This window comes from uncultured Pseudoxanthomonas sp., assembly GCF_947498795.1.
Lineage (GTDB): Bacteria > Pseudomonadota > Gammaproteobacteria > Xanthomonadales > Xanthomonadaceae > Pseudoxanthomonas_A.
In genome coordinates this window covers 54,315-71,944 of the sequence record NZ_CANMLQ010000002.1, presented here as the reverse complement: position 1 = coordinate 71,944, position 17,630 = coordinate 54,315, and the positions used below count along the sequence as shown (strand labels likewise).

At 67.2% G+C, this 17,630-nt stretch carries 15 protein-coding genes; 6 read left to right on the top strand and 9 right to left on the bottom strand.

The window, feature by feature from the left end; genetic code table 11:
* Positions 1 to 13: 13 nt before the first annotated feature.
* A complete protein-coding gene (locus tag Q0907_RS06575; RefSeq protein WP_299342741.1) occupies positions 14 to 1,387 on the bottom strand; it encodes an MBL fold metallo-hydrolase in 1,374 nt (457 codons plus the stop codon).
* Positions 1,388 to 1,551: 164 nt separating this feature from the next.
* Between Q0907_RS06575 and Q0907_RS06570 the strand changes: the two genes are divergently transcribed.
* Positions 1,552 to 3,654, top strand: a complete 2,103-nt coding sequence (locus tag Q0907_RS06570; RefSeq protein ID WP_299343834.1) for a M13-type metalloendopeptidase — start codon at positions 1,552 to 1,554, stop codon at positions 3,652 to 3,654.
* A 204-nt stretch (positions 3,655 to 3,858) separates the two neighbouring features.
* The gene (locus tag Q0907_RS06565) at positions 3,859 to 5,877 is read left to right on the top strand and encodes a M13 family metallopeptidase (RefSeq protein WP_299342739.1); all 2,019 of its coding nucleotides are present in this window, start codon (positions 3,859 to 3,861) and stop codon (positions 5,875 to 5,877) included.
* Between the two features lie 69 nt (positions 5,878 to 5,946).
* On the opposite strand, the gene Q0907_RS06560 is transcribed toward Q0907_RS06565, so the two are convergent.
* Together Q0907_RS06560 and Q0907_RS06555 are read right to left on the bottom strand one after the other, a co-directional pair.
* Positions 5,947 to 6,594, bottom strand: coding sequence for a rhomboid family intramembrane serine protease (locus Q0907_RS06560; RefSeq protein ID WP_299343831.1), 648 nt, complete (start codon positions 6,592 to 6,594; stop codon positions 5,947 to 5,949).
* 43 nt (positions 6,595 to 6,637) lie between these two features.
* Positions 6,638 to 6,976, bottom strand: coding sequence for an MGMT family protein (locus Q0907_RS06555; protein WP_299342737.1), 339 nt, complete (start codon positions 6,974 to 6,976; stop codon positions 6,638 to 6,640).
* A 41-nt stretch (positions 6,977 to 7,017) separates the two neighbouring features.
* Between Q0907_RS06555 and Q0907_RS06550 the strand changes: the two genes are divergently transcribed.
* On the top strand, positions 7,018 to 7,428 hold the full coding sequence (locus Q0907_RS06550; protein WP_296282565.1) for a hypothetical protein: 411 nt from the start codon (positions 7,018 to 7,020) through the stop codon (positions 7,426 to 7,428).
* Positions 7,429 to 7,509: 81 nt separating this feature from the next.
* Here Q0907_RS06550 and Q0907_RS06545 read toward each other — a convergent pair whose 3' ends face one another.
* Positions 7,510 to 8,631, bottom strand: coding sequence for an inorganic phosphate transporter (locus Q0907_RS06545; protein ID WP_299342735.1), 1,122 nt, complete (start codon positions 8,629 to 8,631; stop codon positions 7,510 to 7,512).
* A 12-nt stretch (positions 8,632 to 8,643) separates the two neighbouring features.
* The gene (locus Q0907_RS06540) at positions 8,644 to 9,270 is read right to left on the bottom strand and encodes a DUF47 family protein (RefSeq protein ID WP_056878267.1); all 627 of its coding nucleotides are present in this window, start codon (positions 9,268 to 9,270) and stop codon (positions 8,644 to 8,646) included.
* Positions 9,271 to 9,551: 281 nt separating this feature from the next.
* Between Q0907_RS06540 and Q0907_RS06535 the strand changes: the two genes are divergently transcribed.
* Both Q0907_RS06535 and Q0907_RS06530 read left to right on the top strand, forming a co-directional pair.
* Complete coding sequence (locus Q0907_RS06535; protein ID WP_299342733.1) at positions 9,552 to 10,856, top strand: hemolysin family protein; 1,305 nt, start codon at positions 9,552 to 9,554, stop codon at positions 10,854 to 10,856.
* Between the two features lies 1 nt (position 10,857).
* Positions 10,858 to 11,484: an exopolysaccharide biosynthesis protein gene (locus tag Q0907_RS06530; RefSeq protein ID WP_299342731.1), complete on the top strand. Its 627-nt coding sequence runs from the start codon at positions 10,858 to 10,860 to the stop codon at positions 11,482 to 11,484.
* A gap of 102 nt (positions 11,485 to 11,586) precedes the next feature.
* Here Q0907_RS06530 and Q0907_RS06525 read toward each other — a convergent pair whose 3' ends face one another.
* From Q0907_RS06525 to Q0907_RS06515, 3 genes are all read right to left on the bottom strand, one after another.
* Positions 11,587 to 13,707 (bottom strand): bifunctional diguanylate cyclase/phosphodiesterase, encoded by a 2,121-nt coding sequence (locus Q0907_RS06525; RefSeq protein ID WP_296282531.1) that lies wholly within the window; start codon positions 13,705 to 13,707, stop codon positions 11,587 to 11,589.
* Complete coding sequence (locus tag Q0907_RS06520) at positions 13,704 to 14,597, bottom strand: phosphate/phosphite/phosphonate ABC transporter substrate-binding protein (protein ID WP_296282559.1); 894 nt, start codon at positions 14,595 to 14,597, stop codon at positions 13,704 to 13,706. Before Q0907_RS06520 ends, Q0907_RS06525 begins: the two co-directional genes overlap by 4 nt.
* Before the next feature lie 86 nt (positions 14,598 to 14,683).
* Positions 14,684 to 15,490 carry an RNA methyltransferase gene (locus Q0907_RS06515; RefSeq protein WP_299342729.1) on the bottom strand — a complete coding sequence of 269 codons (807 nt, stop codon included), beginning with the start codon at positions 15,488 to 15,490 and terminating at the stop codon, positions 14,684 to 14,686.
* Between the two features lie 95 nt (positions 15,491 to 15,585).
* Between Q0907_RS06515 and Q0907_RS06510 the strand changes: the two genes are divergently transcribed.
* Positions 15,586 to 16,407 (top strand): inositol monophosphatase family protein, encoded by an 822-nt coding sequence (locus Q0907_RS06510; protein WP_299342727.1) that lies wholly within the window; start codon positions 15,586 to 15,588, stop codon positions 16,405 to 16,407.
* 225 nt (positions 16,408 to 16,632) lie between these two features.
* On the opposite strand, the gene secF is transcribed toward Q0907_RS06510, so the two are convergent.
* Positions 16,633 to 17,616: a protein translocase subunit SecF gene (gene secF / locus Q0907_RS06505; protein WP_296282534.1), complete on the bottom strand. Its 984-nt coding sequence runs from the start codon at positions 17,614 to 17,616 to the stop codon at positions 16,633 to 16,635.
* Positions 17,617 to 17,630 lie beyond the last annotated feature (14 nt).

Here is a 17,630-nt window from a genome sequence, read left to right as displayed (position 1 = left end):
GCGCACGGCGTCGTCAGACGTCGACCACCATCCCCGGCCGCGCCAGTTCCACCGGCACCCCGTGGCGCTCGCCGATCTCGCCTGCCAGGGCTTCGCGTGCGCGATCCTCGCCGTGCACCAGCACCAGCGGCGGCGCGGGCTGGAAGTTGCCGTACCACGCCAGCAGGCCCTGCTGGTCCGTGTGCGCGGACAGGCCACCGACGGTGTGCCGCTGCGCGTTCACGCGGTAGTCGCGGCCATGGATGCGCACCCACGGCGCTCCATCGACCAGGCGCCGGCCCAGCGTGCCTTCGGCCTGGTAGCCGACGAACACGATATGCGCGTTGCGCCGCCCGACGTTGTAGCGCAGGTGGTGCTGGATGCGGCCACCGTTGGCCATGCCGGAGCCGGCGATGATGATGGCGCCGTTCTCCACCTGGTTGATCGCCATCGACTGCTGGGTGGTCTCGACCATGTGCAGATTGGGCAGGCGGAACGGATTGGGCGACTGCGCCCACACCCGCCGCGCATCCTCGTCGAACAGGCCGTGGTGGCGCGCATACACGCCGACCACCTTTGCCGCCATGGGGCTGTCCAGGAAGATCCGCCAGCGCGCCAGCTTCCACGCCTCCCAGTGGCGGGCGAACCAGTACAGCAGTTCCTGCGTGCGGCCGACCGCGAACGCCGGGATGAGCACGTTGCCGCGGTCGCGCCAGGCATGCTCGAAGATCTCGCCCAGCTCGCGGATCGTTTCCGGGCGGTCACGATGGTTGCGGTCCCCGTAGGTCGACTCCATCAACAGCAGGTCGGCCTGCTTCACCACGCTGGGATCGCGCAGGATGGGCGTGCCCTTGGGGCCAAGATCGCCGGAGAACACCAGCTTGCGGCCATCGGCCCACAGTTCGACGATCGCCGAGCCCAGGATGTGGCCGGCGTCGCGCAGGGCGATGTCCACGCCGGGCGCGATGGTCGTACGCTCGTCGTAGGGAACGGGACGCACGAGTTTCATGGTGGCGTGCACGTCCTCCTCGGAGAACAGGGGCTCCATTGCCGGCGCGCCCGGACGACGGCCGCGGTTGGCGCGTTCGGCCTCGGATTCGGACAGCGACGCGGTGTCCAGCAGCATGATGGGCAGCAGTTCTGCGCTGGCCCCCTGCGTGTGGATGGGGCCACGGAAACCACGCTTGACCAGCAGCGGCAGTCGCCCGATGTGGTCGATATGGGCATGGCTCAGCACCACCGCATCCAGCGTGGCGGGGTCGAACGGAAACGGCTCCGCGTTGCGCGCCTCGGCGTCGCGGCTGCCCTGGACCAGCCCGCAATCCAGCAGGATGCGCTGGCCGGCCGCTTCGACCAGGTGCATGGAACCGGTGACTTCGCCCGCCGCGCCATGGAAATGGACCTGCATGGAATGCCCTCCTCGCCGTGGCGCCCAGTATGGCCGCTACGGCCCCCTGGGGCATGACCTTCGACACACCTGCCCCCCCGGTGACAGGCGTAGAGTCGCCGCCACGCCCCCTCCGGGGGTTCCTTTTTTTCCATTGCCCCTGTCCGGGGCCGGAGTAGATCGTGATTGCCCGCAAACCCCAGATACTGATCCTGTCGCTGGCCGTGGCCGCCGCCCTGGCCGCCTGCGCGAAGAAGGAAGACGCCGCCCCCGCCCCGGATACGGCCGCCAAGGCGCCCGCCGCGCTGGAACTGAAACTGGACGAAAGCAGCCTGCCGGGCGTGAACCGCTTCCAGCTGGCCGACCTCGATACCACCAAGAACGCGTGCACCGACTTCTCGGGTTATGCCAACGGCAAGTGGCTGGCCGCCAATGCGATCCCCAGCGACCGCACCAGCTGGGGAGCGTTCGAAATGCTGGATGAGCGCTCCACCGCCATCCAGAAACAACTCGCCGAACAAGCCGCCGCGCACGCCGGCGCGACGGGCGTTGAAAAGATCGTCGGCGACCTGTGGGCGACCGGCATGGATGAAGCCAAGGCCAACGCGCAGGGCATCCAGCCGATCGCGCCGATGCTGGCCTCGATCGACGGCCTGCAGGACAAGGACGCCATCGTCGCCTACCTCAACCAGACCGCCGCCAAGGGACAGAACTTCCTGTTCGGCTTCGGCTCGCTGCCGGAGTTCAGCAACCCGGACATGAACACCGCGGTCGCCATGCAGGGCGGCCTGGGCCTGCCGGACAAGAACTACTACTTCGACGCCGACAAGAAGGACATCCGCACGGCGTACGTCGCGCACATCGCGAAGGTGCTCGAGCTCTCGGGCGTGGCCGCGGCCGATGCGCAGACGCAGGCCAACGACATCATGGCGTTCGAAACGCGCCTCGCGAAGGCCTCGAAGTCGCGTGAAGACCTGTCGCGCGACGTGAGCCTGTACAACAACATGGTGTCCGTCGCCGACGCCGACAAGCTGACGCCGAACTTCTCGTGGACGAAGTTCCTCGCCTCGCAGGGCGTAAGCGGCCTGCAGCAGTTCTCGCTCGCCATCCCCTCCTTCCATCAGGAGGTCAGCAAGATGCTGGGCGACACGGATCCGGCGACGTGGCGCGCGTACCTGCGCTTCCACACCGTCGACGGCGCCTCGCCCTACCTGAGCGATGCCTTCGCGAACGAGCAGTTCAACTTCTACAGCAAGACGCTGCGCGGGCAGAAGGAAATCAAGCCGCGCTGGAAGCGCGTGCTCGACACCATCGAGGGCCAGAGCGGCGAAGCGCTCGGCCAGATGTACGTGAAGGTGGCCTTCTCGCCGGAAGCCAAGGCCAAGATGGAAACGCTGGTGGCGAACCTGGGCGCCGCGCTCAAGGCACGCATCCAGAACCTGGCGTGGATGAGCGACGAGACCAAGGCCAAGGCGATGGAGAAGCAGGCGGCGTTCACCACGAAGATCGGCTACCCCGACAAGTGGCGCGACTGGGCCGGTCTGGCGACCAGCCGCGACAGCTACATCGGCAACGTGCTGGCTGCGCAGGAGTTCAACTACAAGTTCGACCTGGGCAAGATCGGCAAGCCCGTGGACAAGACCGAATGGGGCATGCCGCCGCAGATGGTCAACGCGTACTACAACCCGTTCCAGAACGAGATCGTGTTCCCGGCCGCCATCCTGCAGCCGCCGTTCTTCGACCCGAGCGCCACGGATGAAATGAACTACGGCGGCATCGGCGCGGTGATCGGCCACGAAATGACCCATGGCTACGACGACCAGGGCAGCCGCTTCGGACCGACCGGCAAGTTCGAGAACTGGTGGAGCGATGCCGATTCCAAGGGCTTCAAGGGGCTCACCGGCAAGCTGGTGGCGCAGTTCGATGGCTACCGCACGGACGACGGCCAGAAGATCAACGGCAACCACACGCTGGGCGAGAACATCGCCGACCTGGGTGGCCTGGCCACGGCCTACGACGCGATGAAGAAGGCCACCGAGGGTACGCCGGACCCGATGACCGACGGACTGACCCGCGACCAGCGCTTCTTCCTCAACTGGGCAACGGTGTGGCGCCGCAACTTCACGCCGGAAGAGCTGAAGAACCGCATCGCCACCGACGAGCACGCCCCGGCGCAGTTCCGCGCCATCGGTGCGCCGTCGAACCTGCCCACGTTCGCTGCGGCGTTCTCGTGCAAGGCAGGCGATGCGATGGTGCGCGGCGGCGACCAGCAGGTCGTCATCTGGTAACGACACGCAACTTTGCGCGTCAGAAAGGCCCGGCATGTCCGGGCCTTTCCTTTTGCGGGGGCTGGCCCGTACCCCTCGGATCACCGAGCTGTGACACGGGCCCGCAAAAGTCGCCACCTGCGGCGGGATTCCCGTCGATCCCGCACGGGGCATGGACGGCTGCCTTGCTAGAATCGCCCGACCCCTGAACTCCGGACAGTCCTGATGCCCAGCCCGCGCCACGTCTTCGGCCGCCCCACCCTGATCGCCTTCGCCCTTGTCATCGCCCTGGGTGCCCCGGATGCCGATGCGCAGCGCAAGAAGCGCAATGCCGCGCCTGCGGTGAGCGCGCAGTGCACGGACTTCTACAGCGCCACCAATGCGGACTGGCTGAAGAAGAATCCGGCGTCCGCCGAGGCCGGCGCAGTGAGCGTGCTGGGCGCCTTCCGCGAACGCACGCTGGATCAGCAACGCGCCCTGCTCGATGCCGCCATGAGGGCACCACAAGGCAACGTGCAGAAGCTGCTGGGCGACTTCTGGGCCAGCGGCCTGGACGAAGCGGCGGTGGAGGCCGACGGCTCCAAGCCGATCGCGCCGCTGCTGGACCGCATCAATGCCATCAAGAAGCCGAAGGACGTCGCGCCGGCCATCGCCGCGCTGCACCAGGTCGGCGTGCCGGTTGCCTTCAACTTCAGCCCCGACGTGGACCTGCAGGCGCTGGACCGCCACATCGGCTACTTCATGCAGGGCGGCCTGGGCCTGCCCGATCCGGCCTACTACACCCGTACCGACGCGGACACGCGCGAACTGCTCGGCCGCTACCGCACCTACGTGAAGCAGGTGCTGGCGCTCACCGGCACGCCCGCCGCCCGCCTGGATGCCGATTCGGCGCTGGTGCTCGACGTGGAAACCAAACTGGCGCAGGTCTCCAAACCGCTGGTCGACCTGCGCAGCCCGTTCGCCAACTATGCGCCGGTGCCGACCAAGGACCTCGGCAAGCAGTACCGCAACCTGCAGCTGGATGCGTTCCTGAAAGCGCAGGGCGTCAGCGACGACACCGTGTCGATGGCCGATCCGGCGCTGTTCAAGCGCCTCGACAGCCTGGTCGGCAGCCTCAAGCCAGAGCAGTGGAAGGCCTACCTGCGCTGGCGCGTCGGCGATGCGATGGCGCCGTACCTGGCCAAGCCGTTCCGCGACGCCGAGTTCGACTTCCGTGGCCGCGTGCTGCGGGGCGAAACCGCGCCGGCGCCGCGCTGGCGCCAGGTGTTGGATGCGATCAACCTGGCCGCAGGCCCGATGCTGGGCAAGGAATACGCCGAACGTTACGTGCCCGCCGACCACAAGCGCCGCGCGGAACAGATCGCGGGCCAGGTGCGCGATGCACTTGGCCGCGGCATCGAGCGCAGCACGTGGTTGAGCGACCCAGCCAAGGCCGAAGCCAAGGCGAAGCTCGACAAGCTGAAGATCGAAGTAGGCACGCCGAGGCGCGATCTCGACTACAGCGTGCAGCCGATGGGTCGCGGCAGCTTCGGCGGCAACATCCTGATCGCCTCGACCTGGCGCCATCGCGAAGAGATGAAGCGCATCGGCAAGGGCAACGCCGACCGCCGCTGGGACGTGCTGCCTCAGCAGCCGGCGCTGGCCTACGACCTGGCGCAGAACCGCCTGATCGTCACCGCGGCCGTGCTGCAGGAAGAGATCTTCGACGCGAAGCAGCCGGCCGCCGTGCAGTACGGCGCGTTCGGCGCGCTGGTCGGCCACGAGCTGAGCCGCGGCTTCGACGTGAAGGGCCGCATGGTCGACGCCAAGGGACAGTTGCGCGACTGGTGGACGCCCGCCGATGTCGCGGCATGGAATGCGCTGGGCGACAAGGTGGTCGCGCAGTACAACGCCTATGCCTTCCCCGATCTCAAGAACGTCAAGGTCAACGGTGCGCTGACGCGCGACGAGAACCTGGCCGACCTTGCCGGCGTCGAACTCGCATGGGATGCCTTCGCCACCGCCGAGCCGCAGGCCAACGCCGCCGCCAAGCAGTCCTTCTACAAGGCGTGGGCCACGCTGTGGGCACAGAATCTGTCGGAAGCCGAAGCCGCACAGCGTGCCGCCGTGGACATGCACGCCCCGGGCCAGTGGCGCGCCAACGGCCCGCTGACGCAGCAGCCGTCCTTCGCTCAGGCGTTCACCTGCAAGGCCGGTCAGCCCATGCAGGCGCAGGAAGCAGCACAGGTGCGGATCTGGCGCTGAGCCGGAACCGAGTTCCACTAAGAAGAACGGCGCGGATTTCCGCGCCGTTCTTCTTAGTGAGGTCCCGCGCTACTTGACGCTGCGCAGATGGGGCGGCCTGGGTTTGCGCGGCCCCCTGCGGAACGGCGGCTGCCCGCGCCAGTACCGGATCATCAGCCAGCCGAACACCATGCCCCCCAGGTGCGCGAAGTGCGCGACGCCCGGCTGCAGGCCGCTGAAGCCGAGCACCAGCGCAAGCACGGCGTAAAAGATCACGAGCGTGCGTGCCTTGATCTCCATCGGTAGCGGAAAGACGATCATGCGGTGGTTCGGGAACAGCATCCCGTAACCGAGCAGCAGGCCGAACACCCCGCCGGACGCGCCCACCGTCGGATAAGGCAACGCGCCGGCCGACACCATCCACCAACCCACGGCAAGCTGCAGCAGGCCCGCGCCGGCGACGCAGACCAGGAAATACGTCAGGAAGCGCTTCTGTCCCCATGTCTGTTCAAGCGGCGACCCGAACATGTAGAGCGCCAGCATGTTGAAGGCCAGGTGCGCGAGACCGCCGGTATCGTGCAGGAAGCCGTAGGTCAGCAGTTGCCACGGCATGAACCCGTGACCGACAGGCCATAGCGCGAACCACGCTTCAAACGCCGCACCCATCGTCAGCTGGAGCAGATAGATCGCGACGTTGGCGATCAGCAGATTGCGGGTGACGGGGAGAAGTCGGGGCAGCATGGGAACCTCGTGACAGTCGCGTCACATCATAAGGCACGCGTCAGTGCGCGCCCGGCCCCCACAACGCCGCATCCAGATCGTCCGCCTTGCGCGGCCGCCTGACGCGTCCGTTCTCGACCTTCACGCCCTCGGCGCGCAGGCGCTGGCTCTGTTCGCGGAACGCTTTCGAGCCCTCGGGGAAGGCGATGCGCCCGTCCGAGCGCAGCACGCGATGCCACGGCAGCGAGGGGTCGGCGTTCTGGCTGAGGATGCGCGCGGTCAATCGCGCTCGGCCCGGCAAGCCTGCCCGCTGCGCCACTTCGCCATAGCCGGCGACCTGACCGTGCGGTATCGCACGGATTGCGGCAAGAATGCGATCTTCGGGAGACTTGGCGCCCATGCGGGATTAGCATAGCGGTATCGGCAACAGGGGAGCATCCCATGCAGAACTTCGAACAGGTCCGCGGCCACCTGAGTTCCTCCGGCTACAAGGTGACTATGCACGACCCGTATGTCGCCTGCGTGGAGTTGTCGCTGGACAATGGCAAGCGCCACCAGACGATCTACCTGTCCGAACTGGGCAACGATGACGAACGCGGCTATCTGCGCGTGAGCACGGTGATCGCCCCGATGACCGGCATCGACGCCAGGCGCGCATTGAAGTTCAACTGGCAGAGCAGCGTCGGCTACCTCGCCATCGGCGAACTCGATGGCGTGCCCTACCTGCAGCTGTGCGAGAACCGTCCGTACGAAAGCCTCAGCCCGGCCGAGGTGGACCGCCTGGTGCTGGAGATCGGCGGCTTGGGCGACAGCATGGAGCGCGCCCTCTCCGCGGAGGGCGATCTGCTGTAGCCCCGGCCCGCCATCGCGGCACCGGAAAGAAAAACGCCGGGCAAGCCCGGCGTTTTCTGTTCCAACGGATGCGGGGCCACGTCACGCCCAGCCGATCGATTCCAGCAACCGCAGCAGGCCGTAGGCGATACCGCCGGCGGCGGGAATCGTCAGCACCCACGCCCACAGGATGCGCTCGATCACGCCGAACTTCAGCGCGCGCGGGTTTTTCGCGAAGCCCACGCCCATGATCGCGGTGGAGATGCTGTGCGTGGTCGAGACCGGCATGCCGAAATGCGCGGCAACGGTCAGGATGGTGGCCGAGCTGGTCTCCGCGGCGAAGCCGTTGATCGGATGCAGCTTCACCATCTTGTGACCGAGCGTCTTGATGATCTTCCAGCCGCCCGACGCGGTGCCCAGCGCCATCACGATGGCGCAGGTGATGACGATCCACATGGCGATGTCCTGCTCGCCCGCACTGCCCGGATGCAGGAACGCCAGCCAGCCCGGCAGGTTGTCGAGCGCGCCGCTGGCCTCGGCACCGAACAGCGTCAGCGCGATGATGCCCATGGTCTTCTGCGCATCGTTGTGGCCGTGCGCGTAGCCCATGTAGGCAGCCGACAGGATCTGCGCCTTGCCGAAGAACTTGTTGACGAAGTGCGGACGCGCCAGACGGCCCAGCCAGCCGCCGAGCTTCGACAGCAGCACGATCAGCCCCCACAGCAGCACCATCACCACGATGCCGAGCACGAAGCCCGCCACCGGCGACGAGATCATCGGCAGCACGACCTTCCACAGGATGCCCTTGTTCTGCGTCCAGTCACCGGCCGCCTGCGACCAGATCAGCGCGCCCCAGTCGTTGTGCGCGGCGGCCAGCGCGGCACCGCACAGGCCGCCGATCAGCGCATGCGACGACGACGACGGCAGGCCCTTCCACCACGTGATCAGGTTCCAGATGATGCCGCCGAGCAGGGCGCAGAGGATCACCTGCGAGGTCACCTGCACCACGTTGGTATCGACCAGGCCGGAAGCGATCGTCTTCGCGACGGCCGTACCGGTCAGCGCGCCGATCAGGTTCATCACCGCGGCCAGCATCACCGCCTGGCCCGGCGACAGCACCTTGGTGGCGACGACCGTGGCGATGGAGTTGGCGGTGTCGTGGAAGCCGTTGATGAACTCGAAGACGAGCGCGGCGAGGATCACCACCAGCACGAGGGTAAGCATGGGCGCGACCCGTCAGCTGTTCTTGAGGACGATCTGGTACGCCACCACGCCGGCCTCGCGGCAGCGGTCGATGGCCTTTTCCAGGATCTCGAAGAACTCCTTCAGCAGGAACATCTGCAGGTGGTCCAGGCGACCGGAGTAGATGTCGCGGTAAAGCTCCAGCATGAGCCGGTCGGCCTCGTTCTCGATCGCGCGCAGCTTCTCGTTGAGCGACGTCATGCGATCGATGTTCATCTTCTTGATCTCGTGGACCATCTCCACGACCACCGACGCCGCCTGCTCGAGCATCGCCGCGCGCGGTGCGAAGTCGATGCCGTCCAGGTGCTGGATGGCCAGCGAATAGCGGTCGGCGAACTTCTCCACCTGCTTCGGGATCTTGTACAGCGCCGAGCCCAGCGCCTCGATGTCCTCGCGCTCGATCGGGGTGATGAAGCTGTCCACCAGCGCCTTGCCGATCTTGTCCGAAGCCGCGCGCTCGCGCAGGCGCGCCAGCTTGAAGGCATCGAGCGCCGGCTGGCGGTCGGTGGCCTTCATCATGGTATGCAGGGCCTTGGTGCTGTCGTGGGCGGCTTGGGCGGCCTCGTCCAACAGCGTGTAGAACTGCTGGCCGGAGCCGAAGATCGTCTGGAGGGAGAACATCGGGCGGTCCCACCGTCACGGGATGGACGGCTTCAGGGGCGGAATTATGACCGTTCCGTGACGGTTGCGGACAGCCCGAGCCGGTGGCCAGCGCCGCCCGAGGGACTCCCCATTAGCCGAATGTCTCGTTCAGCTTCACGCGTCCGCCCGTCGGTCGTTTGCTAAACTCGCGCCGCGCCTCCGGGTGCACCCTATGGACGACGACCCTACCTCCCCCCACTGTCCCCCGCGACAGACCCCGCCCGCCCTGCCGGCCCTCCCCGCTCTGAACGGAGGCTCCCGTGCTTGAGCTGCTGATCGTTTTTGCCCTGGTGCTGTTGAACGGCTTCTTCGCCATGTCCGAGATGTCGGTCATGACCTCGCGCAAGAGCCGGCTGAAGCAGATGGCCCAGACCAGCCATCGCGCCCAGCGCGCACTCGACCTGTCGGAGAAGCCGGAGAACTTCCTGTCGACCGTACAGATCGGCATCACGCTGATCGGCGTCCTGACGGGTACCTTCGGTGGCGATGCCATCGGCAGCGCGATCGGGGCATGGCTTGTTTCCACCGTTCCGGCCTCCGCGCCCTATGCGTCCAAGATCGGCGTGGGCGTGGCGGTCGCGCTGATCACCTATCTGACGCTGATCTTCGGCGAGCTGGTGCCCAAGCGTCTGGCGATCACCCGTCCGGAAACCATCGCGGGTTTCGTCGCCGTCCCGATGGGATGGCTGGCCAAGCTCACCGCCCCTGCGGTTGCCCTGCTTGCCTTCAGCACGCGCCTGGTGCTCCGCGTATTCGGCTTGGCGGACGACAACAAGGAAGCGGTCACCGAAGAGGAAATCCGCATGCTCGTGTCCGAAGGACACGAGGCAGGCGTGATCGACGCCGACGAACGCAACATGATGAACCGCGTGCTGCGCCTGGGCGATCGCACGGCGGACAGCCTGATGACGCCGCGCAAGAAGATCACGTGGCTGGACGCGGCCGCGCCTTACGAGGACAACCTGCGGACGATGCACGAGTCCGCATTCTCCCGTTTCCCCGTGTATCGCGGAAACGATCAGGACGTTGTCGGCGTGCTGGAAGTGAAATCGCTGCTGGACCGCTTCGGCGTCGCCCAGCCCGACCTGTTCATCAAGCTGCGCGAGCCGCTGTTCGTGTCCGAATCGACCCACGCGATGAAGCTGCTGGAAATCTTCCGCGAGGAACAGCAGTCGCTGGCGCTGGTGGTCGACGAGTATGGCGAAATCCAGGGCCTGGTCACCCAGAGCGACCTGATGGGTGCCGTGGTCGGCCGCCTGCAGGCCACGGAGAACACCGAAGACGCGCCGCTCGTCGTGGTTCGCGAGGATGGATCGCTGCTGGTGGACGGCTCGCTGCCCAACGACGACCTGCGCGAGCTGATGGGTGGGGTGGCGCTGCCGGACGACGACGAATACAACACGGTCGCCGGCCTGATGATCGAGCGCTTCGGCCGCATCCCGCATGTCGGCGAACGGCTGGACTGGGCCGGCTGGCGGTTCGAGGTGGTCGACCTGGACGGCGCACGCATCGACAAGCTGCTGCTGCAGAAGCTGCCGGAAACCGACGAAGACCTGGCCATCTGACATGGCCGTCGACGAAACACCGCACCATACCAGCACTGCCGCGCTGCTCGACGGCTTCGCGGCCGGCGACCCCGACGAGGTACTGCGGATCGGCGACCTGCTCAAGGATTTCGGCCCGGCGGCGTTCGGCATGCTGCTCTTCATCGGCGTACTGCCAGCCTTCATCCCGGTGCCGGGCGTCGGCGGCGCCATCGGCGGCCCGATGGTGGTCCTGGTGGGCGTGCAGTTGCTGCTCGGCATGCGCAAGGTCTGGCTGCCGGCCTTCCTGGCCCATCGGGGGCCGCACCGCAGCACGATGATCCGCTTCCGCCAGCGCATGGCGCCATGGCTGCGCCGCCTGGAGAAGCTGGTACGACCGCGCATGGCAGGCTTCCTCGACAACCGCATCGCGCTGAGCTTCACCGGCTTGCTGCTGGTGTTGCTGGGCGTCCTGCTGGCGCTGCCGATTCCCTTCACCAACTACGTGTTCGGCTTTCTGCTGCTGCTGTTCGCGCTGGCGCTGCTCGAGCGCGACGGCGCGCTGCTGCTGGTGGGCTGGATCGCAGGCGGCATCGCGGTGGTCGTGTTCGGCTTTCTGTCGGGGAACCTGTTCGAATCGCTGGCCCGGCTGGTCGACAGCTGGTTCTGAACAAGTCGCGCTGCTGTGGGAGCGACGTAAGTCGCGAGCTTCTCCTCAGCGGCACGTCATCGCGACTGACGTCGCTCCCACGGCGGCCCCGGCGGACGTGCTTCAGGCGATCAGCTGCGCGAACTCCGCCGCAGTCACCGGATATCCCAGCCAGTAACCCTGTGCCAGGTCGCAGCCGCGCTCGCGCAGCAGGTTGAACTGGCCTTCCTTCTCCACGCCCTCGGCGACGACGGTGATGCCCAGCGAGTGCGCCATCGCGATGATCGCGGTGGTCAGCGCCAGGTCGTCCGGGTCGCGCAGCATGTCGGCAATGAAGCTGCGGTCGATCTTCACGCCGTCCACCGGCACGCGCCGCAGGTGGCTCAGCCCGGAGAAACCGGTGCCGAAGTCGTCCAGCCACACCTTCACGCCGGTGCGGTGCAGCGTGGCCAGCAGCGCGCTGGCGTGCGCCTCGTCGCTGATGACAGCGGTCTCGGTCAGCTCCAGGTGCAGGCGCGATGCCGCCAGGCCGGTGTCGCGCAGGCACTCTGCGACCACGTCCGGCAGGTCGCCGCTGCGCAACTGGCGCGGCGACACGTTGACCGAGACGAACAACGGATCCAGCGCGTCGCGTTCGGTGCTCCAGCGCGCGGCCGCGGCACAGGCGGCGCGCAGCACGCGCGGACCGATGCTCTCGATCAGTCCGCTCTGTTCGGCCACATCGATGAACACCGACGGCGCCACCATGCCCAGCTCCGGATGTTGCCAGCGCAACAACGCTTCGGCACCGACGATGCGGCTGTCGGCCATGCGGAATACCGGCTGGTACATCAGGCTGAGTTCGCCGCGCTCCCACGCGCCCCGCAGTTCCTGCTCCATGCGCACGCGGCGTTCGACGGCCTGGTCCATCGCGCGGCTGTAGAAGCGGTAGCAGTTCTTGCCCGCCACCTTGGCCTGGTACATCGCGATGTCACCGTTCTTCATCAGCGCGGTGGCGCCGGAGGCATCCTCCGGGAACAGCGTGATGCCGATCGAGGTGCCCAGGAACACCTGGCGTTCCTGCACGACGATCGGGCGACCCAGCTCCGCGACCAGTTTCTCCGCCAGGCGGGTCGCGCTGCCGCGCACGTCGCCGTCCTGGATCAGGATCACGAATTCGTCGCCACCGAAGCGCGCGAGCAGAGCGTCGTCGCCGCCCATCAGTTCGACCGCGTCGCGGATGCGGTGCGCGAACTGCTGCAGGACCTCGTCGCCGGCCTCGTGGCCCAGCGTGTCGTTGACGCGCTTGAAGTCGTCGATGTCGGCGAACAGCAGCGCCAGCTGGCGGCCGGCGCCGCGCAACATCATCAAGCGATGGTCCAGGCTTTCACGGAACGCCAGCCGGTTGGTCAGACCGGTCAGCGAATCGGTGTAGGCCATGCGTCGCACGTCGCGGTCGTGCCGCGCGATGCTGTCGCTCATCGTGCCGAACGCGCGGACGAGCTCGCCCACTTCGTCTTGGCGTTCGCTGGCCATGCGCTCGCCGTTGTAGTTGCCCACTTCGATGTCGTGCGCTGCACGAGCCAGCTCGCGGATCGGCCTGACCAGCGTGCGCTGCGCGTACACCATGATGGTCACGCACACCGCCACCAGCGCGGCGAGCAACAGCGCGATCCAGCCCAGGTGGCGCGCGCCGAGTTCGTTGAGGCGCTCGCGCGCGGCAGTGATCGCCTTTTCTTCGTACGCACGCACGGAGGCCACCGAGTAGCCCACGCGCACGCCGCCGATGCGCTCGCTGCCGATCATGATCGGTTCGGACACGTCCACGATCTGCGCCGACCATTGCGTGTGCATGCTGCGCGCATTCACCGCTTCGTAGGCCAGCGGATCGGTCATGGTCTGCCCGTACACCGCGATGTCGGCGGTACCGTCGTGGATGATCCGGCCCTGGTTGTCGTAGACCAGCACGTAGCTGACGTCAGGCTCCTTCTGGGCGGAACGGACGATGCTGCCGATGGTGTCCAGGTCGAAGTAGTACAGCGGATTGGCCAGCGCATCGCCCAACTGGTCGACGGTGGCCTCGCCGTGGCGGCGCAGGCTGTCTTCGACCATGCCGTGCATCGCTTCGCGGCCGAGGTCCGCGACTTCCTGCTGCATCACCTTCTGGCGGTGCAGCAGCGTACCGAGCAGCGCGATCACCACCACCAGCATCAGGGCCATCGCGGCGAGGAAGCGCGCCTGCAGGCCGAATTTCAATGGCTTCATTCGACCTGCTCCCGGACGCGGGTCACGCCACGGCGCAGGTCGTCGAGCGCCTGTTGCGATGCAGGATCGACCGGCAGGAAGCGGGTGGTGCGGAAGAAGACGTTCAGCGCGTCGCGCGCAGCGGGATCGCTGGCCGCCTCCAGCAGCACCTCGCGCAGGCGCGCCTCCACCCGGGGGTCCAGGTCGCCGCGCACCATCTCGAGCGCGCGCGGGAAATCCTGCGTCTCGTGGATCACGCGGAAATCGCGGCGGAATGCCGGCGGCATGCGTCGCACATCGTCCCAGTCCAGGTTGCTGACCACGCCGGCATCGACTAGGCGCTTGTGCACCCAGGCCGCGATGTTGAGCTCGGAGCGGGCGAACACATAACCGACCGAGTCGGCCGAGGGCCGGTCCATCGGCGAGAGCAGGATCTCCATCCGCTGCCCTGCATCCAGCAAGGCGACGGATGGCGCGAAGTAGGCACTGGTCGATGCGGTGTTCTGGAACGCCACCGTCCGCCCCTTCAGGTCGGTCAGGCGCTCCAGTCCGCTGTCGCGCCGGACGAAGAACACGCCGTGGTAGCGGCTGACGCCACCCCGCTCGGTGAGCAGCAACGGCCGCGCGCCGGCGCGTTCCTGCAGCCGCATGCCGGTACCCGCCGTCTCGGTGACCCAGTCGACCCGGCCGCGGCGCAGGTAGCTGGTCATCTGCTGCGCGTCGCGCGCCATCAGGATGCGGCCTTCGGTGATGCCGACATCGCGCATGCGCGGGACCACATAGTCCAGCAGCGGCTTCAGCTGTTCGTAGTGCGCCTTCGGATCGTCGCTGATGCGGCCGAGGACCAGGACGCGCTCATCGCCCGCAGCGTGGGCCGGGACAATGGTGGCGGGGAGCAGGGCTGCGCCGATCGCGGCCAGCGCCAGGCTGAACCAAGTTGTACGCAACGATAGGCGCCCGCCAGAACGATGGCGGCAGCCTATCGGAAAACGTGAGCTCAAGACAGTGATCCGGTCCCGCGATCGCCCGCCAGCCGGGCCATGCGCTGCGCGTCGGCCAGGATGCCGCGCAGCAGGCGCACCTCCTGCTCGTTCAGGTCGGCCTTGGCGAACAGGCGGCGCAGCTTGCGCATCGCCGAATCGGGTGTGCGCCCCTTGTGGAAATCGATCGCGTCCAGCGTGTCGCCCAACTGGCCGAAGAAACCCTCCATGTGGGCATGGCTGGCGGGCACCTCGTCCGGGTGACGCGGTTCCGCAGGCGTCGGCACCGCGCCTTCCAGCAAGGCGAGCCTGAGCTCGTAGGCCAGGACCTGCACGGCGGCCGCCAGGTTCAACGAGCTGTAGGCGGGATTGGCCGGGATGTGCACGGCGGCATGGCAGAGCTGCAGCTCCTCGTTGCTCAGGCCGGTACGCTCGCGACCGAAGACCAGCGCCACTTCGCCGCCTTCGGAGGCCCGTCCCACGGCGAGCGCAGCGGCCTGCCGCGGCGCGTGCTCCTCGAGCTGCACGCGGCGGCTGCGCGCGGTGCACCCCAGGACCAGGTGGCAATCCGCCACGGCCTCGGCCAACGTGGCCACGACGGGGGCATCGCCGAGCAGGTCATCGGCGCCGGCGGCGCGCCGGTAAGCCTCTTCGGCCGGATAGTCCTCGGGGGCCACCAGCACAAGCCGGGCGAGGCCCATCGTCTTCAGTGCGCGCGCGGCGGCGCCGATGTTGCCGGGGTGCTGGGTGCCGACCAGCACGACGCGCAGGCGGGCGGCCGTGGCCGGGGAGACGGAATCGGGAACGGAAACGGGCGTGTTCATGGGGGCAAATGGTAAACTGCGCGGGCCGGCCACTGCGCCGTGCTGCTCTTTTCCACTCGTTTGCCCCACCCCACGCCTGTCCGAGGTTCGTTCGCATGCAGAAGCCCGTCGTCACCGTCATGACCAAGGCCGCCCGCCTGGCAGGCAACGTGCTGTTGCGCAGCATCAACAAGCTGGATGCGCTGAACGTGGTGCAGAAGGAGCGGATGGACTACGCAAGCGAAGTCGATGCCGATGCCGAGAAGGTCATCATCAAGGAGCTGCGCCGGGCCTACCCGGATTACGGCTTCGTCGGCGAGGAAAGCGGCGCCCAGATCAACGGCCGCTACACCTTCGTGATCGACCCGCTCGATGGCACCAGCAACTACCTGCGCGGCTTCCCGCACTACTGCGTGTCCATCGCGCTGGTGGACAACGGCGAACCCACCGATGCGGTGATCTTCGATCCGCTGCGCAACGACCTGTTCACCGCCAGCCGCGGCGCCGGCGCCCAGCTCAACGAGCGCCGCATCCGCGTAGCAGACCGCAAGGACCTGTCCGGCACCGTCATCACCACCGGCTTCCCGCCGCGCGAACGCGCCCGTGCCGGTGCGCAGCTGGAATGCGTGCGCGAGTTGCTGGTGCACGCCGAGGACATCCGCCGTACCGGCTCGGCCGCGCTCGACCTGGCCTACGTGGCCTGCGGTCGCGTCGATGCCTACTTCGAGGCCGGCGTGAAGGACTGGGACATCGCGGCCGGCGTGCTGCTGGTGCGCGAAGCCGGTGGCAAGGTCTGCGACTTCCGTGGCGCCGCGCTCGGCAAGATCGACGGCCGCACCGCCCTGCCCCGCCAGATCGTGGCCGGCAACCTCAAGGTCGCCGAGGCCCTCCAGAAGACGATCGTCTCGTCGGGATACGCGGCCTCGTTCAACGGCTGATCGCCTGCTTGTACCTGTAGGAGCGACGTGAGTCGCGACCGGAAACCGGAACACTCGGGATACGATCAGCCAAGGGGGGTTTCTTGGCCTCACCGACCATTTCCAAACTATTTGAACCGATTGATCTGGCCGTGCGGTCGCGACTCACGTCGCTCCTACAGAAAACGACGCCAACAAAAAAAGGCCACGCATTGCGTGGCCTTTTTCGTACCTGAACGACGCCGCTTACGGGCGACGCGCCAGTAGCGCTTCGTCCTTGGCCTTGGGCATCAGGTCCTGCTTGGTGACCTTCAGGAAGCCGAGGGTCAGCAACGGGCAGGCCACGAAGATCGAGGAGACCGTGCCGATCACGATGCCGATCATCTGCGAGATCGCCATGCCTTCCAGCGAGCCACCGCCATACAGGTACAGCGCCAGCACCGTCAGGAACGCGACGAACGAGGTGATGATCGTGCGGGACAGGGTCTGGTTGACCGAGCGGTTCAGCACTTCGACCGGCTCCACGCGCAGGCTACGGAAGTTCTCGCGCACGCGGTCGAACACGACGATGGTGTCGTTGATCGAGAAGCCCATCACCGACAGCAGGCCGGCCAGGATGGTCAGGTCGAACTCGCGGCCGGTCAGCGCGAAGAAGCCGGCGCAGATCAGCACGTCGTGCAGGGTGGTGACGATGGCCGCCACGGCGAACTTCCATTCGAAGCGCGCGGCGATGTAGATCAGGAACCCCACCACCACGAACAGCAGCGTGTACAGGCCATTCAGCGCCAGCTCCTTGCCGACCTGGGGGCCGACGAATTCGCTGCGCATCACCGTCGCCTGGTTGTCCGGGCTGGATGCCAGGCGGACGACGTCCTGCGCGGTGCGGTTGGTGGCATCCAGGCCGGCGGGGCCCTCTTCGGCCGCCGCTTCTTCCCGTGGCTGCAGGCGGACCAGCAGGTCGCTGCCCGTGCCGAAGGTCTGGACCTGGGCGCTGCCGTAGCCGGCCGTCTCCAGGCGCGAGCGCACGGCATCCACATCGGGCGCCTTCTGGAAGCGCAGTTCCACCACGGTGCCACCGGTGAAGTCGAGCGCGAAGTTGAATCCCTTGAAGGCGATGGCGCCGATCGCCACCACGGCCATGATCACGGCGATGGAAATCGAGATCCAGCGCAGCCGCATGAAGTCGATGCGGGTGTCGTTGGGGACGAGATGCAGCGGGAAGAGTTTCATGGTTCGGTTGCTCT